This is a genomic window from Clostridium chromiireducens (assembly GCF_003575225.1).
In the GTDB taxonomy this organism is placed as follows: Bacteria; Bacillota; Clostridia; order Clostridiales; family Clostridiaceae; genus Clostridium; species Clostridium chromiireducens.
On sequence record NZ_QXDJ01000001.1, the window covers coordinates 238,024 to 259,329 of the forward strand.

Genomic DNA, 21,306 nt, shown 5'->3' on the forward strand with positions numbered 1-21,306 from the left:
TTGAATTTTTCGGCATAAAATTCAAGTTTCTTTTGTTTCTTTAAACTGTTATTACTAAATTCCATGTAAGCTACCACTTTCAATAAATCTATACTATGCATTAATCCATTATTTTATTGCTGTAGCTAATAATATACCTGTTTTGGTGTATTCTCCTTTACTTGATATACCTACTGCTTCTAATTTTGTATCTTCAATTTTAATATTTTTAAATCCAGAATCACTTAACCACCTTATTATCTCTTCCTCGCTAAACCCTAACCACTCATCGTACATTTCTTCCCTAGCCCAGGTGCCATTGTGCTTATATACATCAGAAATAACTACTACCCCTCCGTTTTTTAATACTCTGTACATTTCCTTTAAGCTTTTCGCCGGATTCACTACATGGTGAAGTGCCATATTAATTGTTATTGCATCTAAAGATTCATCAAATAAAACTAACTCCTCCAATGTAGACCTAATAGGGTATACATTCTTTAGATTTCTATTAAGACTTTCTTTTTTTAATTCCTTAAGCATATTTAAAGATTGATCTACTGCAAAAACAATATTGGCATTCTTAAGAGCAAGTCCTAACGAAATAAATCCAGTCCCACAACCTAAATCTCCGACCACTTTACTATCCACATCTAATTTCTGCAATATTCTTTCCCTTACTTCATCTTTAAAATATTCACTTCGCATCTTGTTCCAACTTAAAGAAATATTATCAAAATATTCTCTTGAACTCATCGCTTTCTCCTCCCTTTTTAATTTAGGCCAAAAGTTACTTATAGTTATTCTTTTAATTTAAGAATATATTTTATTTAACTGTGATACTATAAATCCATCTTTTCATATAACTTCTATATCTTTACTTGGTTATACATATAAAATATGCTATTTCGCAATTCATGTTACCTAATTACGAATTTTAATAATAAAAAAACTATGCAAGCATCTACTTTGCATAGTTTAATTTTCCTCTATTGAACTTTATTTCAATACACTATTTGTTGTGGCTTTAGTTGATTGACGAGTTTCTTTTATTTTTTCTCTAGCTTCTTTATTAGTAAGACCTGAAATATCTATACCAAGCTTTGTTGCTTTTTCTTTAATCTTTTCAGTCACTTCTTGTTTTTTTGCATCAACAGCTGCCTTTATCTTTTCTTTCGCTTCTTCTTTTGATAACCCAGTGATATCAACACCTAATTTTGCTGCTTCTGCTTTTCTTATTTTATCTCTTGCTTCCTCACCTGTTAATCCCGTGATATCCACATTTAATTTAGCAGCTCTATCTTCGAGTTTCTCTGTTACTTCTTGTTTCTTAGCTTCAATAGCTGCTTTTATTTTTACTTTTGCATCTTTTTTAGATAACCCTGTAATGTCTACACCTAATTTTGACGCTTCTGCAGTCCTTATTTTATCTGCTGCTTGCTCATTCGTCAAACCAGTAACATCTATTTCTAGTTTTGCAGCTCTCTTAGTAAGTTTTTCAAATTTTTCTTCTTGTGTTAACTTTTTAGTTTCAGTTTGTACTGTAGTATTGGTTGTTTGAGGTTGTGAACCTACAGTATCAGCGAACGCTGGAATAATACTTGAAATTCCAATTACAGATGCGATGACAATACCTAATACTTTTTTCTTTTTCATATCCACTTTCTCCTTTTAATTAAATCATTTAACAGAAATATATTTGCAATCCAATCATATCTGGTTACAAATACATAATAAAACTCTTTTGTGAAATTTATGTGAAATAAAAAATTATATTATAAATAAATTAGTCTTTTAGTAATTCGATTGAAAAAATCACACCATCTTCAACATTTTCTACAACAGCAACGCCGCCATGAAGCTTAGCTATTAATCTAACCAATGATAGACCAATTCCATGTCCTCCATACTTTCTGGATCGTGATCTATCGACTTTATAACATACATCCCAAATCTTATCCATTGCCACCTCTGGTATGTTATCTCCCGTATTGGATACACTTATTTTTATTCTGTTTTCTTTTTCCTCCACTATCACATTAATAATTTTTTTCTCATCAACATGATCTATAGCATTAGTAATAAAGTTATTTATTGCTTTTTCAAGCATAGCACTGTCAGCATTAATTTCATAACCCTTTATACACTCAAACTTAAAATTAATATTTTTTTCATTAAATATTGGTCTAAAGCGTTCAATAATCGTAGATATAAATTCATAAATATCAAAACTTATAATATTTAATTTAATCATTCCACCTTCTATCATAGAATAATTTAAAAGTTCTTTAACCAACTTATCCATTCTATCGCATTCCTCTACTAAAATAGAACAATATTTATCCATTTTTTCTTTATCGCTGGCAACGCCATATTTAAGTCCTTCTGCATATCCTTTAATTATTCCTATTGGTGTCTTTAATTCATGAGACATATTTCTTACAAGTTCTTTCTTGCTTTCCACATCTTGCTTTAATTCACTTATACTTTTATTCAACTTATCCGAAATTTTGTTAATACTCTCTCCTAATCTACCTATCTCATCTTCTGAATTAATGTATCTAACTTTATCGAATTTAAGATTTGATATATTTTCCGCAACATTACTCATATCAATAATTGGCTTAGTTATTTTTTTTGAGAATATTAATATAAAAATAGCACCAACACAAATTACTATGCAGCCAGCAAATATGTAAAACTGATTTGCAATTTGAACACTATCATGGATACTCTTTACTGATTTAATTAAAATTAAGTATTCTTCATCGTTAACCTTTGATATATAAATTAGTTTTGTTTTTTGATTATTATCTTTTTCATCGATATAATATACATATTTCTTTGAAAGTTTTTTTTGGTTATCTAAGATAGTTTTCCTAACTTCTTTTGCCAAACGTTTTTCCTCATCAACCGATTTCGATCGAAATGAATTATATTCTACATTAAAATCATTATCCACAATTATGGTGTTTATTCCATCTATGCTCTGAATCATATCTATATATTCATAGCTATTTTCCTTGTTAGTAATATATTCATTTGCAATTTTGTCGCTTAATGATATTAATGTCCCTTTATTTTTGTAAACATAGTATGATTCTAAGAATATTGAATTTAAAAGGATTCCGCTTAAAACTAATGAAATCATAAGTACCATAAATATAAAAAACAGCTTCGTCTTAATTGTTTTCATTTTTCTTTACCTCAAACATATATCCGCATCCCCTTACTGTCTTTATAGAATTTCCCTGAGCTGAAAGTTTAGCCCTTAAAGTTTTTATATGCGTATCTATTGTTCTTATGTCTCCCTCAAAATCATATCCCCAAACCTTATCTAATATTTGCTCCCTTGTTAATACAATATCTGCATTTTTTATAAGATAAATCAGAAGATTATATTCTTTAAGATTTAACTTAATTTCTTCATCATTCACTACTACTTTATGAGTTTTTTGAATAATTTTTATTCTACCTGCAGTTATTTCGTCCGAATAGTTTTTCTTCACCTTTTTTACAATATTATTTAAACGTGCTATAAACACCTCATAACTAAATGGTTTCCCAATATACTCATCTGCACCTTTTTCTAATCCTAGAATTTCATGTTTTTCATCCCCTAATGCTGTAAGCATAATTATTGGAATATCCGAGTGTTCTCTAATTTCCTTAAGTACCTCCCACCCATCATGTACCGGCATCATTACATCCAATATTACTAAAGAAATATCATTTTTACTAAAAAACACGTCAATCGCCTCTTGCCCATCACATGCTATTATTGGAGTGTATCCCTCCTTTTTAATGATATCACACACAAGATCTCTAAATATATTATCATCTTCTGCAATAAGAATTTTAATCTCCATAATTTCACCTTCTTATATTATTAGTATAAATATTCATACTAATAACATAATAGGTATCAATATCAATTGCAACCATAAAAAAATTATCCCTATACCATAAAACAACAGTATAGGGATTAATTCTTTATTCGTAATAACCAACAATTGGTGTTCCTGCATCAATATTCTGATATATTGTCTTAGCCAATTCATAAGGTGAATTTACGCAGCCATGTGATCCATTAGTCAAATATATCTGTTTACCAAACTCATTTCTCCAACTAGCATCATGTATTCCAATATTTCCATTAAAAGGCATCCAATACTCAACCGGAGAACTATAGTCTTCACCCACCAAAGTTGCATTTCGTTCTTTATAATTTAATACATATGTACCTGCAGGAGTTAACGTGTTTGTACTCGCATTACCAGTAACTACATCTCCTTCCACCACAAGTGCTCCATTTTTATAAAACCACAAATGTTGCTTTGTCATATTAATTTCTACATATGTATCACCAATATCATTACTTCCCTTTGCAAGTGCAGTTTGGGAATATGCTGGTTCTTTTGTTATATCTTGTCCATTTTTAACAGCTTCTATTATATCCTTTACTTCTTTTGAATTATTTACAATCCATCCGTAATTACCACCACTTACTTGTATTGTTTTCTTAGTAGTTGTAACAAAATTTCGTGTATTTCCAAAGGTATTAAAAACACTAGATATTTTGTACACGTAGTTCTTAACTTTATCCTCATTAAATGTAATTTCCATATCTTTATTGACTCCAAGCCAATTATGTATTGTGGAACCATCTAAAACTTCTGTTTTATCACCAGACTTATATGTAATTTTTAATCCTGTATACTTATCTAGCGTGTTTTTCGTATCAATAACTTCTTGTGATTTCGATGTATACTTTGGATTTTCATAAATATTACTTGCACTTAAATCCAATTTTGCCTTTCCATTAAGGACTGCATCTCCCACTGCATCATGTAGCGCATTTTTATTTATTTTATTCCCTAAAACTTCATCAATAATTTCGTAACTTCCATCCTTATATTCAAAACTAGCATTCTTAGGCTCAACTGTATTACTACTAGTAATACATGCGAGATTATTTAATGTTTTATTTAATAATTCCTCATCGTATGTCACTATTTGAGATGCTTCCGACTCATCTTTCTTAAAAATTGTTGAAATCCAGTTAAAAGGATTTTGTTTATCTATTAACTCTTTGATTTTATTACTATCATGTTTCAATCCTATATCAGCCGCCTTAATTGTTTCGGTCATGTCACCTCTTTCATCTAGCTCCAATGTATATAAATTTATTTCAGATGCTAATTTAGTCTCAGCTTCTTCAACCGTTTTTCCTGAAACATCAATTCCATTTATTATGGATCCAAAGTGAAAATGATTAGTAAAGTATAATGACAGACCTAAATAAACGGCAGTTAAAATGCTTAGAGAAACCACAACACCCGGAATAACTTTATTGCTTTTATCTTTTCTTTTTCTTCTCATGACAATTACTCCCTTCGTGTAATATTATACTCTAAAATCAGCTTTTTTTACACTTTCTTTTAAATATATCTTATATTATTTTGTCTAAATAATAAGAAAAAATAAGCTGCATCAAAATAAATATTTATCTGTATATTTTGATGCGGCCTGTTTATACACTTTTGCAAAGCCTTGCTATCTCATTTGCTGCTTTGGCTGCAGTACTAAGAGATCCTTCTATCCAACCATGTGTCAAAGAAACATGTTCCCCTGCAAAATGTACTCTATTATCATATTCTGTTTTTGCCATTGCATATGAAAAATGCTTTTGCTGCTCAGGCATAAAATAACAAAATGCTCCATAAAATCCTTTTTCTCCATTCCAATTAACAGTAATAAAGTTTTCAACTATGGAATCAAGATATCCCTTTTCAAGTCCATGAACTGCTTCAACTTGCCTTTTTATTTCCTCTACACGTTTTATATCCTCTAAATCACCAACACGTATAGCGTCTAAATTTAAATTATAGGATGACAATAAAACACCTGGTTCATTATATGAATTATCCCGCATTCCAGTAGGTACTTGCTGACTTTCTTCTTGAATATTTTCAATACTATTTCTATGACTAGGATACCATATAGTCTGAATTGGCAAATCTGTATTCGACCCTCCGCCAACAATCCTTTCATTGTCATTTCCTCTTTCCCAAAATCGTTCATTGCACATGAAAGCGGTCTTTTGAGAAGATGTATAAAATACTTCTTTTATCGCTTGCATTTTTTCAGAACTAAACATTGGATTAATATATACATTGCGAAGACTAGAGAAAGGAATTGTGCAAATAACATAGTCAAAAGATTGATTATGAGTTTCCATAGTTTTCTCGTCTTTATATTCAAGTATTACTTTATTGGGTATATCTCCTCTTAATATACTATTAACTGTCTTACCATTAGCCCATGTTATTTTGCCTAAACCTTCTTCTTGAATATTAGAATACTCAATTGGGTTTTTAGACATTAAAGAGTTGTAGAAAGAAAGTGGAAAATTAACCATACCTCCAACAATTTCATATCTATACGCATAATCTACAGTATACTCCTCAATAAGATTTTCAGTGTAACTATTATAATAAAATGATCCAAGAAAAGGGGCCAAACCGGAAATCATTTCTATAGCAGCCTCACTTAATCCCATTTTTTCAAGCACTCTTCTTATTCCAAAGCTACCCAGATATTCGATTGTTAAAGAGTACTCTCTCTTTACCTGTAACAGCTCTTTTCTAATTGCTGGTGATATTTTGTATAAATTACTTGATAATGCATCTCCAATAAGTTTTTGCCATGGTGTAACTCTCTCCTGTGGAGTCAAATCGAATTCAGGATAAATATTTTCCATTACACTTTTACCTTGAGGATCATTTCTTGCACGCTTATGCCTTACATAAAATAATGCATTCTCATTATTTTGAACAAAAGGTCTTGTCCTTAATCCAAAAGTATTAATATAATGCCAAGTCGTTTCATGTGCAACCGGTATACGCATTGCTCCAAGTTCTGCATAAAATCGTTTATCTGCATCAAAATAATGAGTATAGATTCTTCCTCCAAGTCTATTTTCCTGAGTTTCAAAAATAGTAATATCAAATCCAAGTTTTCTAAGTTCAAATGCCGAGGTTAACCCTGCAATTCCTCCACCAATTATGCCAACCCTAATTCCTTTGCAGCTTCCTGGTGATGCAATTGTTGTAATATCCTGTGGCGGACTAAGTAATTCTATTATATTATTAAAATCTTCAGCACGATTAGATTGCTCTAAAGTCATTAATAACATTTTATGTCTCTCTTCATCAGTTGGATTATCTGGCTGAATAAAATTAACTTGCCTGTAATCTCTAACCAAATAAATTCAACTCCTTAATAAGAATTGTTATATTTAAATATACTATTTACTACATTATAAAAGACCAGCAAAATGCAGGTCTTAATAAAATTTATCAAGTAATAACAGAGTCTGATTTACTTCAAATATCCTACTGAAGATTTAATAATAACAAATAACAGGGCTACCCTCATCAATATTATTAAATATTGTACTAGCTAAATTATAAGGAGCATTAACACACCCATGTGAGCCATTTGTTCTATATATATTTCCTCCAAACTCACTTCTCCAACTTGCATCATGAATTCCAATCCCTTCATTAAATGGCATCCAAAAATTCACTGGTGAACTATATCCTTGACCTTTCAAGATAGCATCTCTTTCTTTATATTTCAACTTATAAATACCTGTTGGAGTTCCACAGTTATTACTTATATTTCCTGTAACAACATTTCCTTCTGTAATTAATGTACCATTTTTATAATACCATAAATGTTGTTGTGACATATTAATTTCTACATAAGTATTACCAATATCATTTTTTCCATGAACTATGGCTGTCTGCATATACTTAGGTTCTTTTGTTACAGTTTTCCCTTCTTTTACTATAGCTATCAAATCCTTTGCTTCCTCATCTTTATTAATTATCCAGCCATAATCACCTCCACTGACCTTTACACTTGCTCCTAAGGATGTGACAAAATCTCTTGTTTTACCAACTGTATTATAAGAACTTGACAGTTTATCTAAATAACTTTTTATTTCCTTCTCATCAAATGTAATTTCATAGTCTTCATTTATCTTAAGCCATTTATTAATTGTGGATCCGTCTAAAACTTCTGTTTTATCACCAAATGTATATGTGATTTTTGATGAAGAATATTTATTAAGTAAGTCTTTTGTATCAATAACTTCCTTAGAATCTGCTGTATACTTTGGATTCTCATAGCAATTCATTGAATCCAAATCTAACACAGTTTTTCCTTTAAGTATTGCATTTACAATATTATCATACAACTTATCCTTATTAATTTTGTTTCCAGGAACCTCACTTATGACTTTATAGCCTTCACTTCCATAGTCAAAAGTAGGATTTTTAGGTTCATTTATCTTATCACTATCAAAGCATGAGAGCTTATTAATGCATTCTTTTAATAATTTATCATCATATGTAACTACATCTTCCACTTTAAATTCCTTCTCGTAAAAAATGGAAATAATCCATTTAAAAGGGTTCTGATTATTTTTTAATTCTTGAACTTTCCCATCCGAATTATATTTCAAGCCAATATCTTCCCCTTTTATCTGTTCTTTATTATCTCCTCTTTCATTCAATTCCAATGTATATTTCTCAACTTTGAGTGGCATTTGTTCATCAACTTCCTCTACTGTTTTGCCTGAAACATTAATGCAGCTAACCGTTGAACCAAAATAAAAATGGTCTACAAAGTACATTGAAACTCCCAGATACATAGCAAGTAAAGTGGAAAAAGAAGCTATAACTACTATTAGAATCTTATTGCGTTTATTTTTTTGATTTCCCATAATAACGTCTCACCCCGTTATTATTATACCAATTTATGGAAGATAAAATGTATGATTTAATTAGTTAAAATATTTTTTATAACTCTTTTATCTACAAAATAATTAGTTTTATCCAAACATCACTTGTTATTATTGTTTCAATACCACATTTTAAAAATATGAATATAAAAAAATTTATTTTTCTTTTCTGTTACCAATTTTTTAGACATTATCACAATTAATTTGCTTATATTATCATTATTTATTATTTATTATCTATTATTAATTAACGAAATTAGTCACCTCTTAGAAATACTTAACTTTTTCTGAGTCTTAAAATTAATTTTACTAACCAATCTCTTCGGTAGTCTTATCAATATCTTATTTGCTATTCCCGGCACTACTATTTTTTTATTGTTTATTAATCCTTCATATGCTGCTAGCGCTACTCTTCTCGGATTCATTGCATTTGGCATGTCTTTTTTTCCAGCATTCTTTGAGTAATTAGTTCTAGTTGCACCCGGACAAAGTGCTGTTACCGTTATATTATACTGTCCTAATTCTATACTAAGGGCTTCCGAAAAAGATAATACATATGCTTTAGATGCATAATAAACCGCTGTAAAAGGTCCTGGTGAGAAAGCTCCTGTGGATGCTACATTTAAAATTTTTCCTCTTTTTCTTTTTATCATTTCCCTTGAAAAAAGCTTTGTCATTTCTGTTAAAGTTATCATGTTTAGCTGCATGATTTCTAAATCCTTGCTTTCTTCGATTTCATGGAAAAAACCTACAATACCTGTTCCGGCATTATTTATGAGCATATCAACTTGCAAATTCATACTTTTTACCTTATTAAATATTCCTTTGGCAGCTCCAGATTTAGATAAATCGTATTCAATTACCTGAACATTTACTTCATAATCATTTTTAAGTACACTCGCTAATTCTTTTAATTTTTCAATACTTCTTGAAACCAATATGAGATCAAATTTGTGGAATGCAAATACTTTAGCAAGCTCTAATCCTATTCCACTTGATGCACCTGTGATCAGAACAGTCTCTTTATTTTCCATAATTAAGCCTCCTAACTATATTAAAACTTGTTACAACCGAATTTTATTAGCCTCTTTTATCATTTCATAATTGTTATTTAATTCCACAGATTTATTAATCTGATTAACATTGTAGTAATAGCTATATTATTTGTCAATTCAACACATTGCTCAATAAATATCGATATTCTCTTTTATAATATTGCTATAAATAATATGATAAATACAAAATGCTATGGCTCATGCACTAAGCCATAGCATTTTTAAATTAAACATATTAAAATTTTATTCAGCATCATGTTGAACATCCTCACTAAGTTTTATATGCTCAATATATTTTTCGCCCCAAACAGATATACTATCCAGCACAATTTTGAATTCTTTTCCTATGTCAGTTAATGAATACTCCACTTTAGGCGGAACCTGTGGAAATACGTAACGTTTTACTAATCCATATTCTTCTAAATTCCTAAGCTGCTTTGTTAGTGTAGCTTGTTTAAGCTCCGGAATCAATTTCTGTAATTCCCCAAATCTATGAGTTTCTAAACTTAAAATATGTAAGATTATTATTGCCCATTTACCCGCTATAATTTTTTGGGCTGTTACAAATGGACACCTTCCAAATAATTCTCTTCTTTCCTCCATTTTATACTCCTTTGTATCTTTTAGATACTATGTAACAAAAATAATTCTACTTGAAAAAATTATAGTAATGCCATACTATTTATGTACGCAGAAATTATAACATATTTATAGAAAAGGAGCAATTTCAATGAATGAAGTTTTAGAATTTTTACTTAACAATCCTACCTTTTATCTTGCTACAATGGATGGAGATCAACCAAGAGTTAGACCTTTTGGTGCCGTTATGAAATATGAGGACAAATTGTATTTTACAACAAATAATACGAAGCCTGTATTTGAACAATTAACTAAAAATCCCAAAGTGGAAATCTCAACAACATCTCCTAAAGGTGAATGGATTCGATTAAATGGGAAAGCTGTAGTAGACCCACGTAGTGAAGTTAAGGCAGCAATGTTAGAAGCAGTTCCTTCACTAAAAAGAATGTATAGCTTAGATGATAATATTTTTGAGGTATTTTACCTTGCGGATGCCATTGTAACATTTAGTTCTTTTACAAGTGGTCCTAAAACAGTAAGACTATAACTTAGACTTATGTGATAACTTACCGAAATTATAAACATTTTTATTCCGAAAAACCATGAAAATATCGCTGAAGGTTCTAAGCTGTAGGTTGTATCCACTTTAGCATGCTCCAACTTTCAGTTTGACAAGCTAAAGTGGAACAACCTACAGAGGAAACTCGACTCACATTCGTTCGCTGAGTAAGCGATTCACACCAAATCAAAAGATTTGGGTTCTCTGCTTAAGAACCTTTAACAGCTCATTTTCAAATGTTTTCTTTACAAAAATGTTTATAATTTCTAGTGAAGATATCAGATAAAAGTTTTAGCAAATTTATAAATATGTTCATCTAATAAGTTAAATATTTAACTTCGAAATCTGTACAAGGAGGATATCATAGAATCCCTTTTATAAATTAAAATATGAATTTGATTCATTCTTGGATTAATTATTCTATATGTTTACTATAATGAACATGCAATAACTCTTTCGAGCGATTCTTTAATAATCCATTGTATAATGATTGAATTATAGGATTTTCCTCACTTCTTTTGATTTGTGCGACTTTATCAACTTTATATAGTCCTTTTGCTCTTTCAGTTCTATCTTCACTTAAGCTAAACGGCTGTCCTGCACCAGCTACACAACCTCCAGGGCATGCCATAACTTCTATAAAGTCAAAATGTTCTTCACCTCTTTTAATCTTATCTATCAAAATTTCAGCATTACTAAGACCGCTAACTACACCGATTCTAAGAGTTTCAGCTCCTATTGGAAGCTCACAAACTTTTATACCCTCCATTCCTCGAATGCCAACAAACTCAATTTCCTTTAAAGCTTTAGGAGTTTTATCATTGACTACTCCACGAACAACTGCTTCAGTAACTCCTCCTGTGACACCAAATATTACACCCGCACCCGAGTATAAGGAAAATGGAACATCTGAAGATTCTGCTTCTATTTTATCAAACTGAATACCAATCTCCTTAATCATTGAGCATAATTCTGTTGTTGTAATCACATAATCAATATCTTTTACTCCTTCTCTTATGAATTCATCTCTAGATGCCTCTGCCTTCTTTGCCGTACATGGCATAACTGCTACAGATACAGTTTCCTTCTCCTCTTTAACATCTTTCTCTTTAAAGTATTCCTTTATAACAGCTCCGAACATTTGCATTGGAGACTTACAACTAGATACGTATGGCATGAGCTCCGGGTGTTTGGTTTCTGCATATCTAACCCATGCTGGACAACAGGATGTAAACAAAGGAATACTTTTATCTCCTGACTCCATTTTTTCTAAAAATTCTTTTGATTCTTCTATTACTGTTAAATCAGCACTTAAAGAAGTATCATAGATTTCATCAAATCCTAGTCTCCTCATAGCAGCAACGATTTTCCCCATAACATTTTCACCTGGTTTCATCCCAAATTCCTCACCCATGGCAATTCGTACCGCTGGAGCTACTTGCGCTACAACTCTCTGTCTTGGGTTATATATTGCTTTCCAAACTTCTCTAAGATCACTTTTTATGATAATAGCACCTGTGGGACATACAGTTGCACATTGTCCACAATTTACACAATCTGTTTCTCCTAAGTTTTTTCCAAATGCCGGGCTTACTATCATCTTAGAGCCTCTAAATACAAAATCAATTGCGCCTACATTTTGTATCTCACTACACATTCTTACACAATCACCGCACAGGATGCACTTATTCGGATCTCGTATGAGCGCATTTGATGATGTATCTAAATTCGCTACAGTTCTTGTATTCTTAAATCTAATGTTGGTTAAACCAAAGCGTAAGGCTAATTTTTGCAGTTTACATTTATTATTTTTTTCGCATACAGTACAATCCCTACAATGTGTAGATAAAAGTAATTCTAAAATCATCTTCCGATGATTATGAAGTTTTGGTGTATTTGTTTTAATTACCATTTTGTCTTTCGGTGGTGTGGAGCAAGAAGCAATAATCGCTCCTCTTTCATCTTCAACGACACACATTCTACATGCTCCATAAATTGATAAATCTGAATAATAACAAAGGGTCGGCAATTCAATCCCTGCTTTTCTTACCAAATCCAAAATATTTTTTTCTTTATCAAACTCTATCCTATCACCATCAATTATCATATATTTGGACATAATATTTTTATCATCCTTTCTATAATCTATAGATTTTAATTTGTTGTATATACAAAAACAATATTTGAATCTTAAGTTAAGTGAATTGCCTTAAAAGGACATCCTTCCATACAAGTACCACACTTAATACATTTTGATTTGTCTATTGTATAAGGTTTCTTTATTTCTCCCGAAATAGCTTGCACTGGACATACTCTGGCACATTTTGAACATCCCTTACATTTTTCCTTATCGATTTCATATAACATTAGAGCCTTACATACGCCTCCAATGCATTTCTTATCTACAACATGAGAAATATATTCTTCTCTAAAATACTTCAAAGTACTTATTACAGGAAACGCAGCACTCTTCCCAAGTCCACAAAGAGCTGTATCAGAAATTGTTTCTGATAACTCCTCCAACATTTCAATATGTTCTAATGTGCCTTTTCCTTCTACTATATCGTTTAGTAATTCCAACATTCTTTTTGTACCTTCTCTACATGGTATGCATTTACCACAGGACTCATTTTGGGTAAAATTCATAAAGAAACGTGCCATTTCTACCATACAATTTTTATCATTCATAACAACTAAACCACCACTACCAATCATTGCTCCAACCTTTTTCAAAGAATCAAAGTCCAATGTTAGATCTAGATGATTCTCATGAAGACAAAGACAACCTCCAGATGGCCCTCCAATTTGTACTGCTTTGAAATTGCCACCTTTAATTCCTCCTCCAATATCAAAGATAACTTTTCTTAAAGTCGTCCCCATTGGGATTTCTATTAAACCTGTATTATTAACATTACCTGTAAGGGCGAATGCCTTTGTACCATAATTTCTTTCAGTCCCCATGGTCTTATACCACTTTGCTCCCTTGTTTATTATCTGTGGAACGTTACAAAATGTTTCAACATTATTTAACACAGTTGGTTTTCCAAACAAACCTTGTTCTACTGTTCTTGGTGGCTTAACTCTTGGCATACCTCGATTTCCTTCAATTGATGCTGTTAAAGCACTACCTTCACCACATACAAAAGCCCCAGCCCCTTGATTTATATGTAGGTTAAAACTAAAACCAGAATTCAGTATATTTGTTCCCAAAATCCCTTTATTTACTGCTTGTTCAATGGCTCTTCGCAATCGTTTAACTGCAAGAGGATATTCTGCACGAACATAAATATAACCATTATGCGCCTTAGTAGCAATCCCAGCAATAATCATGCCTTCTATTACCCCGTGTGGATTACCTTCCATCATGCTCCTATCCATGAACGCACCCGGATCTCCTTCATCACCATTACAAACGATATATTTCTCGCTCTCTTTCTGTGCTAATACCTGGCTCCACTTTTTACCGGTTTGAAATCCACCTCCACCTCTTCCTCTAAGATATGATTCTGATATTTCATTTATAATCTCTTCTGATGTCATATCAAATAATGCTTTAGCCATAGCTTTATATCCACCTACTGCTAAGTATTCATCAATTGATTCAGCATTAATATGTCCACAATTTTCTAACGCAACACGAGTTTGCTTTTTATAGAACGGAATCTCTTCCTGCATGCTATAGTATTTATTATCTTCCTTATAGCATAGGCGTTCAATTACCTCGTCACTAATAATACTTTTATCTATAATCTCTTCACAGTCACTAGCCTTAACCTTTATATATAACCACCCTGCTGGCTCAATTCTTAATAAAGGTCCCATTTCACAAAATCCATGACATCCACTTTTCTTCACCCCTATTATGTCACCATGAGGTTCTTCTTGTAATTCCAGAGTAACATTAAGGCCTCGTTCTTGAATTATTTCATACAATCTCCTGTAGATATCCAAAGAACCTCCCGCTACGCACCCTGTTCCTGCACATACTAATATTTGTTTGCATTGCTTATCTAATAATGCTTTATATTGTTCACTAACAGAATTTAATTCCTCCCTCGTTTTAATTTTCATCAGTCATCTCCTCCTTTAATTGTTTAATTAAATTACGCGCTTTCTCCGGAGTCATGGCTGGATACACTACATCATTTACTGTACAAACTGGTGCCAATCCGCATGCCCCTAGACACGATACTGTCTCTACCGTAAAACTCATATCATCTGTTGTAATTTTTACTTCTGAGAGTCCTAGCTCATTTCTAAATTCATTTAATATGGGAATTGACTTTCTTACATGGCAGGCTGTTCCGTCACATATCTTTACAACATGCTTACCTTTTGGTTCTAATGAAAAGTTTTCATAAAAGGTTGCTACACTGTATACTTTTGCTTCGCTAATCTTAAGTTTTTCTGCAATATAGCTTAACGCTTCCTCTGGAAGATACCTATATTCCTTTTGGATATCTTGCATAATAGTAATAATTGCTGTTTTGTTATAATCATTAGAAATTAAAATACCATCTAACTTTTCCATTTCTTCTTGATTTAACATTGTTTTTCACCTTCCTATATATTTCTTTTCCTATATATCAAGACTCACCTGAGTCAAGATTTCCTTTCCTATCAATTATGTTTCATTATTATGTCAGCTTGGATTGTCTAGTTACAGGTATGTTCTAAAAGATAAGCCTATTAAGAATAATATTTCGAAACCACTTCTTATATAATTTCAAACCTTAGTGGTTCTTTCTTTCTTGTCATTAATTTATTATATTGTATATATATTGCATGAAAAATTTAATATTCAAATAAATTTAATATTAAATTTTTAAATAGTAACTTTGTTACATTATGCTGATTAAGATGTATTGAAGTTAATTTTTAATTCAAATAATATTTGTGAGGAATGAATAGATGGAAAAAATACTTAGACCTGTATATGCAGAAATAGATTTAGATGCTATAGCTTATAATATGAAGAATATAAAAAACTTAATTAAAGATAAAGAAGTAATTGCAGTCGTTAAAGCAGACTGTTATGGCCACGGTTGTTTAGATGTTGTTCCAACTTTACTTGAAAATGGTGCTTCAAGACTTGCAGTAGCCGTTTTGACAGAAGGAATCGAACTTAGAAATGATGATATCAAAGCTCCTATTATGATACTAGGATACACTCCTATTTATTTAGCTGAAGAAATAATAAAATACGACTTAGAGCAGACTGTATATGATTTAGACTATGCAAGAGAATTATCAAAAACAGCATTAAATCTCAATAAAAAAGCAAAAATTCATATTGCTTTAGATACTGGTATGGGAAGAATAGGCTTCCTTCCTACTGATAAAGCACTTAAAGAAATTTCGGAAATATGCTCATTAGAAGGACTAGAAGTTATAGGAATATTTACCCACTATTCCAGCTCTGATGAGAAAGATAAAAACTATACCTATGAACAATTCAAAAAGTTCACAGATTTTAACGAAAAACTATCTAAACTTAAGATTGAAATACCACTAAAACATACATCAAACAGTGGCGCAATAATGGATATGCCTGAAACATATTTAGATGCTGTAAGAGCAGGTATTATACTTTATGGATATTATCCATCAAATGATGTTAAAAAAGAAAACCTTTCTTTAAAACCTGCATTAACATTAAAAGCGATAATAACTCGTGTCCAAGAAATGGATAAAGACATGTATATCAGTTATGGTAGAACTTTCAAAACTGAAAGAAAGAGCCTTATTGCAACTATACCCATAGGTTATGCAGACGGTTATTCTAGATCGCTAGCAAAAAATGCTAAAGTAATTATAAATGGTAAATTTGCTCCTGTTGTCGGAAGAATCTGCATGGATCAATGCATGATTGATGTTACAGATATAGGTGGTGACATTAAAGTTGGAGATGAAGTAATACTCCTAGGTGAGCAAGGTAACCTTAAGTTTAACGCAGATGATTTTGCAGAAATTATGGGAACAATTAATTATGAAATACTTTGTATGCTTAAATACAGAATACCTAGAGTTTACATTAAAAATGGAGAAATTTTCAATGTAAGAAATTATCTTTAATAATATAGATTGTAACTAGCCGAAAGAAAGAGGACTCTATTACTCGGTTGCTGTGAGAAAGAGTCCTCTTTCTTTCTGGTATTATCATATATTCACAATTATCAATTTAACGTACCTATAAGCATTATAATAAAACTATATATCTATAGCTATATCAACTATAAGATATACTTATCCACTGAAATATATCCCAACTAGAAACACAACTTCTAGACTTAGGATTCCTCATTAAAATCCCTTTGGAACTGGAATAAAAGAATTATTTATATTCCGGTGAATTATATTAAAACTACTATTTCATAATTACCTATAAAAATTCTCGCATAATCCTCTATTTAAGCATTTTTATGTTCTTCCCATAAACATTCAGACATACTAAGTTCTGAAAATTCTGCTTTGAAGGAGGAATTTGATGGACTGCAAGCATATAGACCGAAGTTTATTTCTTTATCTCCTTCAAATAAATGAAAGATTCTCATTTGTTTAAATACTTTGCCGTCATAGGAATTTTCAATGCAAAAATCACTTTCTCTACGACTTAATCTATAGTGCATTGATTTTATATCTCCAGCTATATCTGTTGTAGCCCAATCTGAAAATCCATTATTCGTAACTACGCTTCCTAATCTTTGATACTCCTTATTTTCATATTCTATGGATGCCTTAAACCAGTTATCGCTATTCTGGTAAATTATAATGCCACATTGATCAAATTGCTTTTTGCTATCAAATTCAGTTTTAATAGTAAAAGAAAAATATTTCTCTTCAGTTTTCATTAACAAAGCTGGAGAATTATCATTTCTAAATCCGTAATAGGTTCTTTGCCAAAAATCTGTATTTGGCTCTGTAATAATTTCAATTTTATTATCTTTAATTTGATATTTTTGTGGCTCATAAATCCAGAAAGTCTTTTCAAAATCGAATTTAAACATTTTACCCTCCCATAGCACTCAATCTACTAACATAATTTATATAACCTAGCCTCATATGGTCTTAGTACAAATTTTGTCATGTCAGCATGCTCTTCAACTCTATAATTTGAAAGAATCAAGCTTTTATGTTTAAGATTTTCTTCACTATAATTATATTCCACATTTTCTTTTGATATATTAGTAATTATAATATATTTCTCATTGTCTAAACTTCTTGTATATGCATAAATTTTATCATGTTCTTCTAAAATAATATTATATTGCCCATATATTAATGTATTGTTTCCTTTCCTTATTTGAATCATCCTCTTGTAAAAATTGAGTATGGAATCCTCATCTTTAAGTTCATCTTCTACGTTAATTTCTTTATGATTTCTATTTACTTTCATCCATGGAGCTCCAGAAGTAAATCCACCATTTTCTTCGTTATTCCATTGCATAGGAGTTCTTGAGTTATCTCTTGTAGTTGCCTTTATAACTCTAAGCGACTCCTCTTCAGACATTCCACATGCCACTTTTTCCTTATAGTTGTGCAGTGTTGCAACATCATCAAAATCCTCAATGCTTTCATGATCAGCATTTGTCATACCTATTTCTTGACCTTGATAAATAAATGGAGTTCCCATTTGCATAAAATACATCAGTGCAAGAGCTTTAGCACTTTCTTTCCAATATTTTTTATCATCTCCAAGCTTAGATACACTTCTTGTCAAATCATGATTTTCCAAAAATAAAGCTATCCATCCATCCTTATAAATAGCATCTTGCCATCCAGATAGAATCCTTTTAAAATTTACCAAATTAGCTTTTTCATCATTTTCTGTTTTCCACAATTGCATATGCTCGAATTGAAATATCATTGAGAATTTACCTTTTTCATTTCCTGCCCATTCCTCTAAATCTTCTATACCGACACCACTTGCTTCTGCTATTGTAAATGTATCATACTTATCAAAGGTATTTTCTTTCAAATCTTGGAGCAATACATCTATGCCTGGCTGTTTCATATGCTTATCAAAGGACTGCACATATTTTAAGTTTTCTGGGTTAGGCATATCATCATAATCAAACTTTTTAATATGACTGATTGCATCCACACGAAAACCATCTATCCCCTTATCTAGCCACCAATTAATCATCTCATAAAGGGCATCTCTTAAATTTTCATTTTCCCAATTAAGGTCTGGCATCTTTTTACTGAATAAATGTAAATAATATTCGTCACTCTTTGAATCGTATTCCCAGGCTGATCCTCCAAATATGCTTGCCCAATTATTGGGTTCCAAGCTAAGTTCCTTGTCCGTAGCTTTTTTTCCTTTTCGCCAAATATACCAATCTCTTTTTTCACTATCTTTTGAACTTTTTGCTTCAATAAACCATGGATGTTCATCTGATGTATGATTGATTACTAGATCCATAATTAAGCGCATACCTCTTTTATGAACTTCTCTAAGTAAATTATCAAAGTCATCCATTGTACCGAATTCCTTAAGTATGTCTTTATAATCACTAATATCATATCCATTATCATCATTTGGTGATTTATATATTGGACTAATCCAAATTAAATCTATTCCTAAATCTTTTAAATAATCTAATTTTTCAATGACACCATTTATATCCCCAATACCATCTCCATTAGAATCATTAAAACTCCTCGGATAAATTTGATAAGCTATTAATTCTCTTTGCCAATTCATAAGTCCCCTCCAAAACTGCTATTACTTCTAAGTATTGTAATAACTTCTAAATATAATTAATTATTAGCACTTCTGTTTCAAAAATATTAATATAATGCTATTATAAGTTATAAATATTAGTAATACTTGCAAAATAAAGTGCAAAAACATAAAAATACTGTTCTTTTGAGGTGATAATATTGCATAGCTTAAATTTAAAAGAAAATAGAATTCATGGTAATTTTATTTTGCCTTTTTCAGTTTATCATTGCGAAATTAATGATAATGTATCGCATTCCATAGTAACTCATTGGCATGAAGAAATAGAAATAATCATAGTTGAAAAGGGAATGGCAGAATTCAGAGTAGATTTAGATTCGTATATCCTTAAAGACGGAGATATTTTAATAATAAAACCATTCTCATTACATTCAATCTATCCAGTTGACAATATGCATTGCACCTGGAATGTTATGGTTTTTAATTTAGGAATGTTAAACAGTTCTACCACAGATGGCTGCTTAATTAAATATTTTGCACCCATATCTAACAACGAACATCAATTACCCATAATAATAAACAATTTCCTAGCGGGCTATGATGAAATATTTAACTCTATAAGTGAAATTATAAATTGCTTTGACATAAAAAAGACTGCATTTGAATTAAAAATAAAATCTCTACTATTTTATTTCTTTTCACTTCTTTATGAGAATGATTTAATTTTAAAGAAAAAAACATCTTCTTTAACTAATGAATCTACAGAAAAGATCAAAGCTACACTAAATTACATACATGAAAATTACATGCATGAACTTCCCATTTCTGATATTGCTAATACCTGCAATTTCAGCCAATATTATTTTATGAAGTTTTTCAAAAAACATTTAGGTATAACTTGTAACGAATATGTTAATGTTTATAGATTAGCTATGGCATCAAAGTTATTAAATACAACAGATAAATCCATAACAGAAATTTCTTTTGAGACAGGCTTTAATAGTGTCTCTTATTTCAATAAGCTCTTTAAAGAAAAATTCAAGATAACACCAAAAGAATTTAGAGAAACGAATAAGGATAAATTTATAGATGTATAGGTAAACTTTGAATTATATATGCAACTCACCGAAATAAAGGGCATTCTATTGCTCGGTTACTAGAGAAACCAGCTATGTATTTCTAACAGTAAAAGTTGTACCCATTCCTGCATGCTCCTGAGCTAAAGCTCATGACAAGCAAGAATGGAACAACTTTTACTGAAGAAATACTATAGCAGTTTTCTCAATGCAACACTGCGCAAAAGAATGCCCTTTCTTTCTGGTGTGGTATACATTTAAATGGTTTATCTATAGTATTTAATTTAAAAACTTGAAATATATATTTGAATAATTTAATAAAATTTTTGTTTTGGTTATCTATAAGTAAATTAATGCTTACACTTATTATATGAACACATTTATATCTTCACTAGATTTTAAGTGATATTTTCATCAGAAATCAGATACATTTTTGTGAAGCAGGCATTTGAAAATAAGCTGTTAAAAGTACTTAATGGTAGCTTGTTCCACATTAGCTTGTCACACTGAAAGTGGGAGCAAGCTAATGTGGGTACAATCTGCCATTTAGTACTTTCAGC

The 21,306-nt window shown here is 30.9% G+C and carries 17 protein-coding genes; 3 read left to right on the top strand and 14 right to left on the bottom strand.

Features of this window, described 5'->3' with window-relative positions:
- Positions 1 to 108: 108 nt before the first annotated feature.
- The 9 genes from D2A34_RS01005 to D2A34_RS01045 form a co-directional block, all read right to left on the bottom strand.
- On the bottom strand, positions 109 to 735 hold the full coding sequence (locus tag D2A34_RS01005; protein ID WP_079438659.1) for a class I SAM-dependent methyltransferase: 627 nt from the start codon (positions 733 to 735) through the stop codon (positions 109 to 111).
- A gap of 243 nt (positions 736 to 978) precedes the next feature.
- On the bottom strand, positions 979 to 1,635 hold the full coding sequence (locus D2A34_RS01010; RefSeq protein WP_119365442.1) for a hypothetical protein: 657 nt from the start codon (positions 1,633 to 1,635) through the stop codon (positions 979 to 981).
- Between the two features lie 130 nt (positions 1,636 to 1,765).
- On the bottom strand, positions 1,766 to 3,175 hold the full coding sequence (locus D2A34_RS01015; RefSeq protein ID WP_079438657.1) for a HAMP domain-containing sensor histidine kinase: 1,410 nt from the start codon (positions 3,173 to 3,175) through the stop codon (positions 1,766 to 1,768).
- Positions 3,162 to 3,848, bottom strand: coding sequence for a response regulator transcription factor (locus D2A34_RS01020; protein WP_119365443.1), 687 nt, complete (start codon positions 3,846 to 3,848; stop codon positions 3,162 to 3,164). The genes D2A34_RS01015 and D2A34_RS01020 overlap by 14 nt, the downstream gene beginning before the upstream one ends.
- 124 nt (positions 3,849 to 3,972) lie before the next feature.
- Positions 3,973 to 5,361, bottom strand: coding sequence for a L,D-transpeptidase family protein (locus D2A34_RS01025; protein ID WP_119365444.1), 1,389 nt, complete (start codon positions 5,359 to 5,361; stop codon positions 3,973 to 3,975).
- A gap of 151 nt (positions 5,362 to 5,512) precedes the next feature.
- Positions 5,513 to 7,177, bottom strand: coding sequence for a flavin monoamine oxidase family protein (locus D2A34_RS01030; protein WP_119365949.1), 1,665 nt, complete (start codon positions 7,175 to 7,177; stop codon positions 5,513 to 5,515).
- Between the two features lie 210 nt (positions 7,178 to 7,387).
- Positions 7,388 to 8,773, bottom strand: a complete 1,386-nt coding sequence (locus D2A34_RS01035; RefSeq protein WP_119365445.1) for a L,D-transpeptidase family protein — start codon at positions 8,771 to 8,773, stop codon at positions 7,388 to 7,390.
- A 278-nt stretch (positions 8,774 to 9,051) separates the two neighbouring features.
- Positions 9,052 to 9,825 (bottom strand): SDR family NAD(P)-dependent oxidoreductase, encoded by a 774-nt coding sequence (locus D2A34_RS01040; protein WP_079438653.1) that lies wholly within the window; start codon positions 9,823 to 9,825, stop codon positions 9,052 to 9,054.
- 264 nt (positions 9,826 to 10,089) lie between these two features.
- Positions 10,090 to 10,449, bottom strand: coding sequence for a winged helix-turn-helix transcriptional regulator (locus tag D2A34_RS01045; RefSeq protein ID WP_079438652.1), 360 nt, complete (start codon positions 10,447 to 10,449; stop codon positions 10,090 to 10,092).
- Between the two features lie 127 nt (positions 10,450 to 10,576).
- On the opposite strand from D2A34_RS01045, the gene D2A34_RS01050 reads away from it, so the two are divergent.
- Positions 10,577 to 10,972: a pyridoxamine 5'-phosphate oxidase family protein gene (locus D2A34_RS01050; RefSeq protein WP_119365446.1), complete on the top strand. Its 396-nt coding sequence runs from the start codon at positions 10,577 to 10,579 to the stop codon at positions 10,970 to 10,972.
- A gap of 427 nt (positions 10,973 to 11,399) precedes the next feature.
- Here the strand turns inward: D2A34_RS01050 and D2A34_RS01055 are convergent, their stop codons facing one another.
- From D2A34_RS01055 to D2A34_RS01065, 3 genes are all read right to left on the bottom strand, one after another.
- Positions 11,400 to 13,103 carry a [FeFe] hydrogenase, group A gene (locus D2A34_RS01055; protein WP_119365447.1) on the bottom strand — a complete coding sequence of 568 codons (1,704 nt, stop codon included), beginning with the start codon at positions 13,101 to 13,103 and terminating at the stop codon, positions 11,400 to 11,402.
- 71 nt (positions 13,104 to 13,174) lie between these two features.
- Positions 13,175 to 15,055, bottom strand: a complete 1,881-nt coding sequence (locus D2A34_RS01060) for an NADH-quinone oxidoreductase subunit NuoF (RefSeq protein WP_119365448.1) — start codon at positions 15,053 to 15,055, stop codon at positions 13,175 to 13,177.
- Complete coding sequence (locus tag D2A34_RS01065) at positions 15,045 to 15,533, bottom strand: NADH-quinone oxidoreductase subunit NuoE family protein (protein ID WP_079438648.1); 489 nt, start codon at positions 15,531 to 15,533, stop codon at positions 15,045 to 15,047. The genes D2A34_RS01060 and D2A34_RS01065 overlap by 11 nt, the downstream gene beginning before the upstream one ends.
- Before the next feature lie 362 nt (positions 15,534 to 15,895).
- Between D2A34_RS01065 and alr the strand changes: the two genes are divergently transcribed.
- Positions 15,896 to 17,059: an alanine racemase gene (alr, locus tag D2A34_RS01070; protein ID WP_119365449.1), complete on the top strand. Its 1,164-nt coding sequence runs from the start codon at positions 15,896 to 15,898 to the stop codon at positions 17,057 to 17,059.
- 335 nt (positions 17,060 to 17,394) lie between these two features.
- Here the strand turns inward: alr and D2A34_RS01075 are convergent, their stop codons facing one another.
- Entirely contained in the window at positions 17,395 to 17,991 is a 597-nt protein-coding gene (locus D2A34_RS01075) for a DUF1349 domain-containing protein (RefSeq protein WP_079438646.1), read from the bottom strand.
- 26 nt (positions 17,992 to 18,017) lie between these two features.
- On the bottom strand, positions 18,018 to 19,691 hold the full coding sequence (locus D2A34_RS01080; RefSeq protein WP_079438645.1) for a glycoside hydrolase family 13 protein: 1,674 nt from the start codon (positions 19,689 to 19,691) through the stop codon (positions 18,018 to 18,020).
- Positions 19,692 to 19,870: 179 nt separating this feature from the next.
- Between D2A34_RS01080 and D2A34_RS01085 the strand changes: the two genes are divergently transcribed.
- Positions 19,871 to 20,767, top strand: coding sequence for a helix-turn-helix transcriptional regulator (locus tag D2A34_RS01085; protein WP_119365450.1), 897 nt, complete (start codon positions 19,871 to 19,873; stop codon positions 20,765 to 20,767).
- Positions 20,768 to 21,306: the final 539 nt, after the last annotated feature.

What these genes read in the sequence shown, in the direction of transcription:
- D2A34_RS01040 (WP_079438653.1), bottom strand. Translation starts at nt 9,825, where the DNA reads ATGGAAAATAAAGAGACTGTTCTGATCACAGGTGCATCAAGTGGAATA.
- D2A34_RS01020 (WP_119365443.1), bottom strand. Translation starts at nt 3,848, where the DNA reads ATGGAGATTAAAATTCTTATTGCAGAAGATGATAATATATTTAGAGAT.
- D2A34_RS01035 (WP_119365445.1), bottom strand. Translation starts at nt 8,773, where the DNA reads ATGGGAAATCAAAAAAATAAACGCAATAAGATTCTAATAGTAGTTATA.
- D2A34_RS01060 (WP_119365448.1), bottom strand. Translation starts at nt 15,055, where the DNA reads ATGAAAATTAAAACGAGGGAGGAATTAAATTCTGTTAGTGAACAATAT.
- D2A34_RS01025 (WP_119365444.1), bottom strand. Translation starts at nt 5,361, where the DNA reads ATGAGAAGAAAAAGAAAAGATAAAAGCAATAAAGTTATTCCGGGTGTT.
- D2A34_RS01080 (WP_079438645.1), bottom strand. Translation starts at nt 19,691, where the DNA reads ATGAATTGGCAAAGAGAATTAATAGCTTATCAAATTTATCCGAGGAGT.
- D2A34_RS01055 (WP_119365447.1), bottom strand. Translation starts at nt 13,103, where the DNA reads ATGTCCAAATATATGATAATTGATGGTGATAGGATAGAGTTTGATAAA.
- D2A34_RS01045 (WP_079438652.1), bottom strand. Translation starts at nt 10,449, where the DNA reads ATGGAGGAAAGAAGAGAATTATTTGGAAGGTGTCCATTTGTAACAGCC.
- D2A34_RS01075 (WP_079438646.1), bottom strand. Translation starts at nt 17,991, where the DNA reads ATGTTTAAATTCGATTTTGAAAAGACTTTCTGGATTTATGAGCCACAA.
- alr (WP_119365449.1), top strand. Translation starts at nt 15,896, where the DNA reads ATGGAAAAAATACTTAGACCTGTATATGCAGAAATAGATTTAGATGCT.
- D2A34_RS01005 (WP_079438659.1), bottom strand. Translation starts at nt 735, where the DNA reads ATGAGTTCAAGAGAATATTTTGATAATATTTCTTTAAGTTGGAACAAG.
- D2A34_RS01010 (WP_119365442.1), bottom strand. Translation starts at nt 1,635, where the DNA reads ATGAAAAAGAAAAAAGTATTAGGTATTGTCATCGCATCTGTAATTGGA.
- D2A34_RS01065 (WP_079438648.1), bottom strand. Translation starts at nt 15,533, where the DNA reads ATGTTAAATCAAGAAGAAATGGAAAAGTTAGATGGTATTTTAATTTCT.
- D2A34_RS01030 (WP_119365949.1), bottom strand. Translation starts at nt 7,177, where the DNA reads ATGTTATTAATGACTTTAGAGCAATCTAATCGTGCTGAAGATTTTAAT.
- D2A34_RS01015 (WP_079438657.1), bottom strand. Translation starts at nt 3,175, where the DNA reads ATGAAAACAATTAAGACGAAGCTGTTTTTTATATTTATGGTACTTATG.
- D2A34_RS01050 (WP_119365446.1), top strand. Translation starts at nt 10,577, where the DNA reads ATGAATGAAGTTTTAGAATTTTTACTTAACAATCCTACCTTTTATCTT.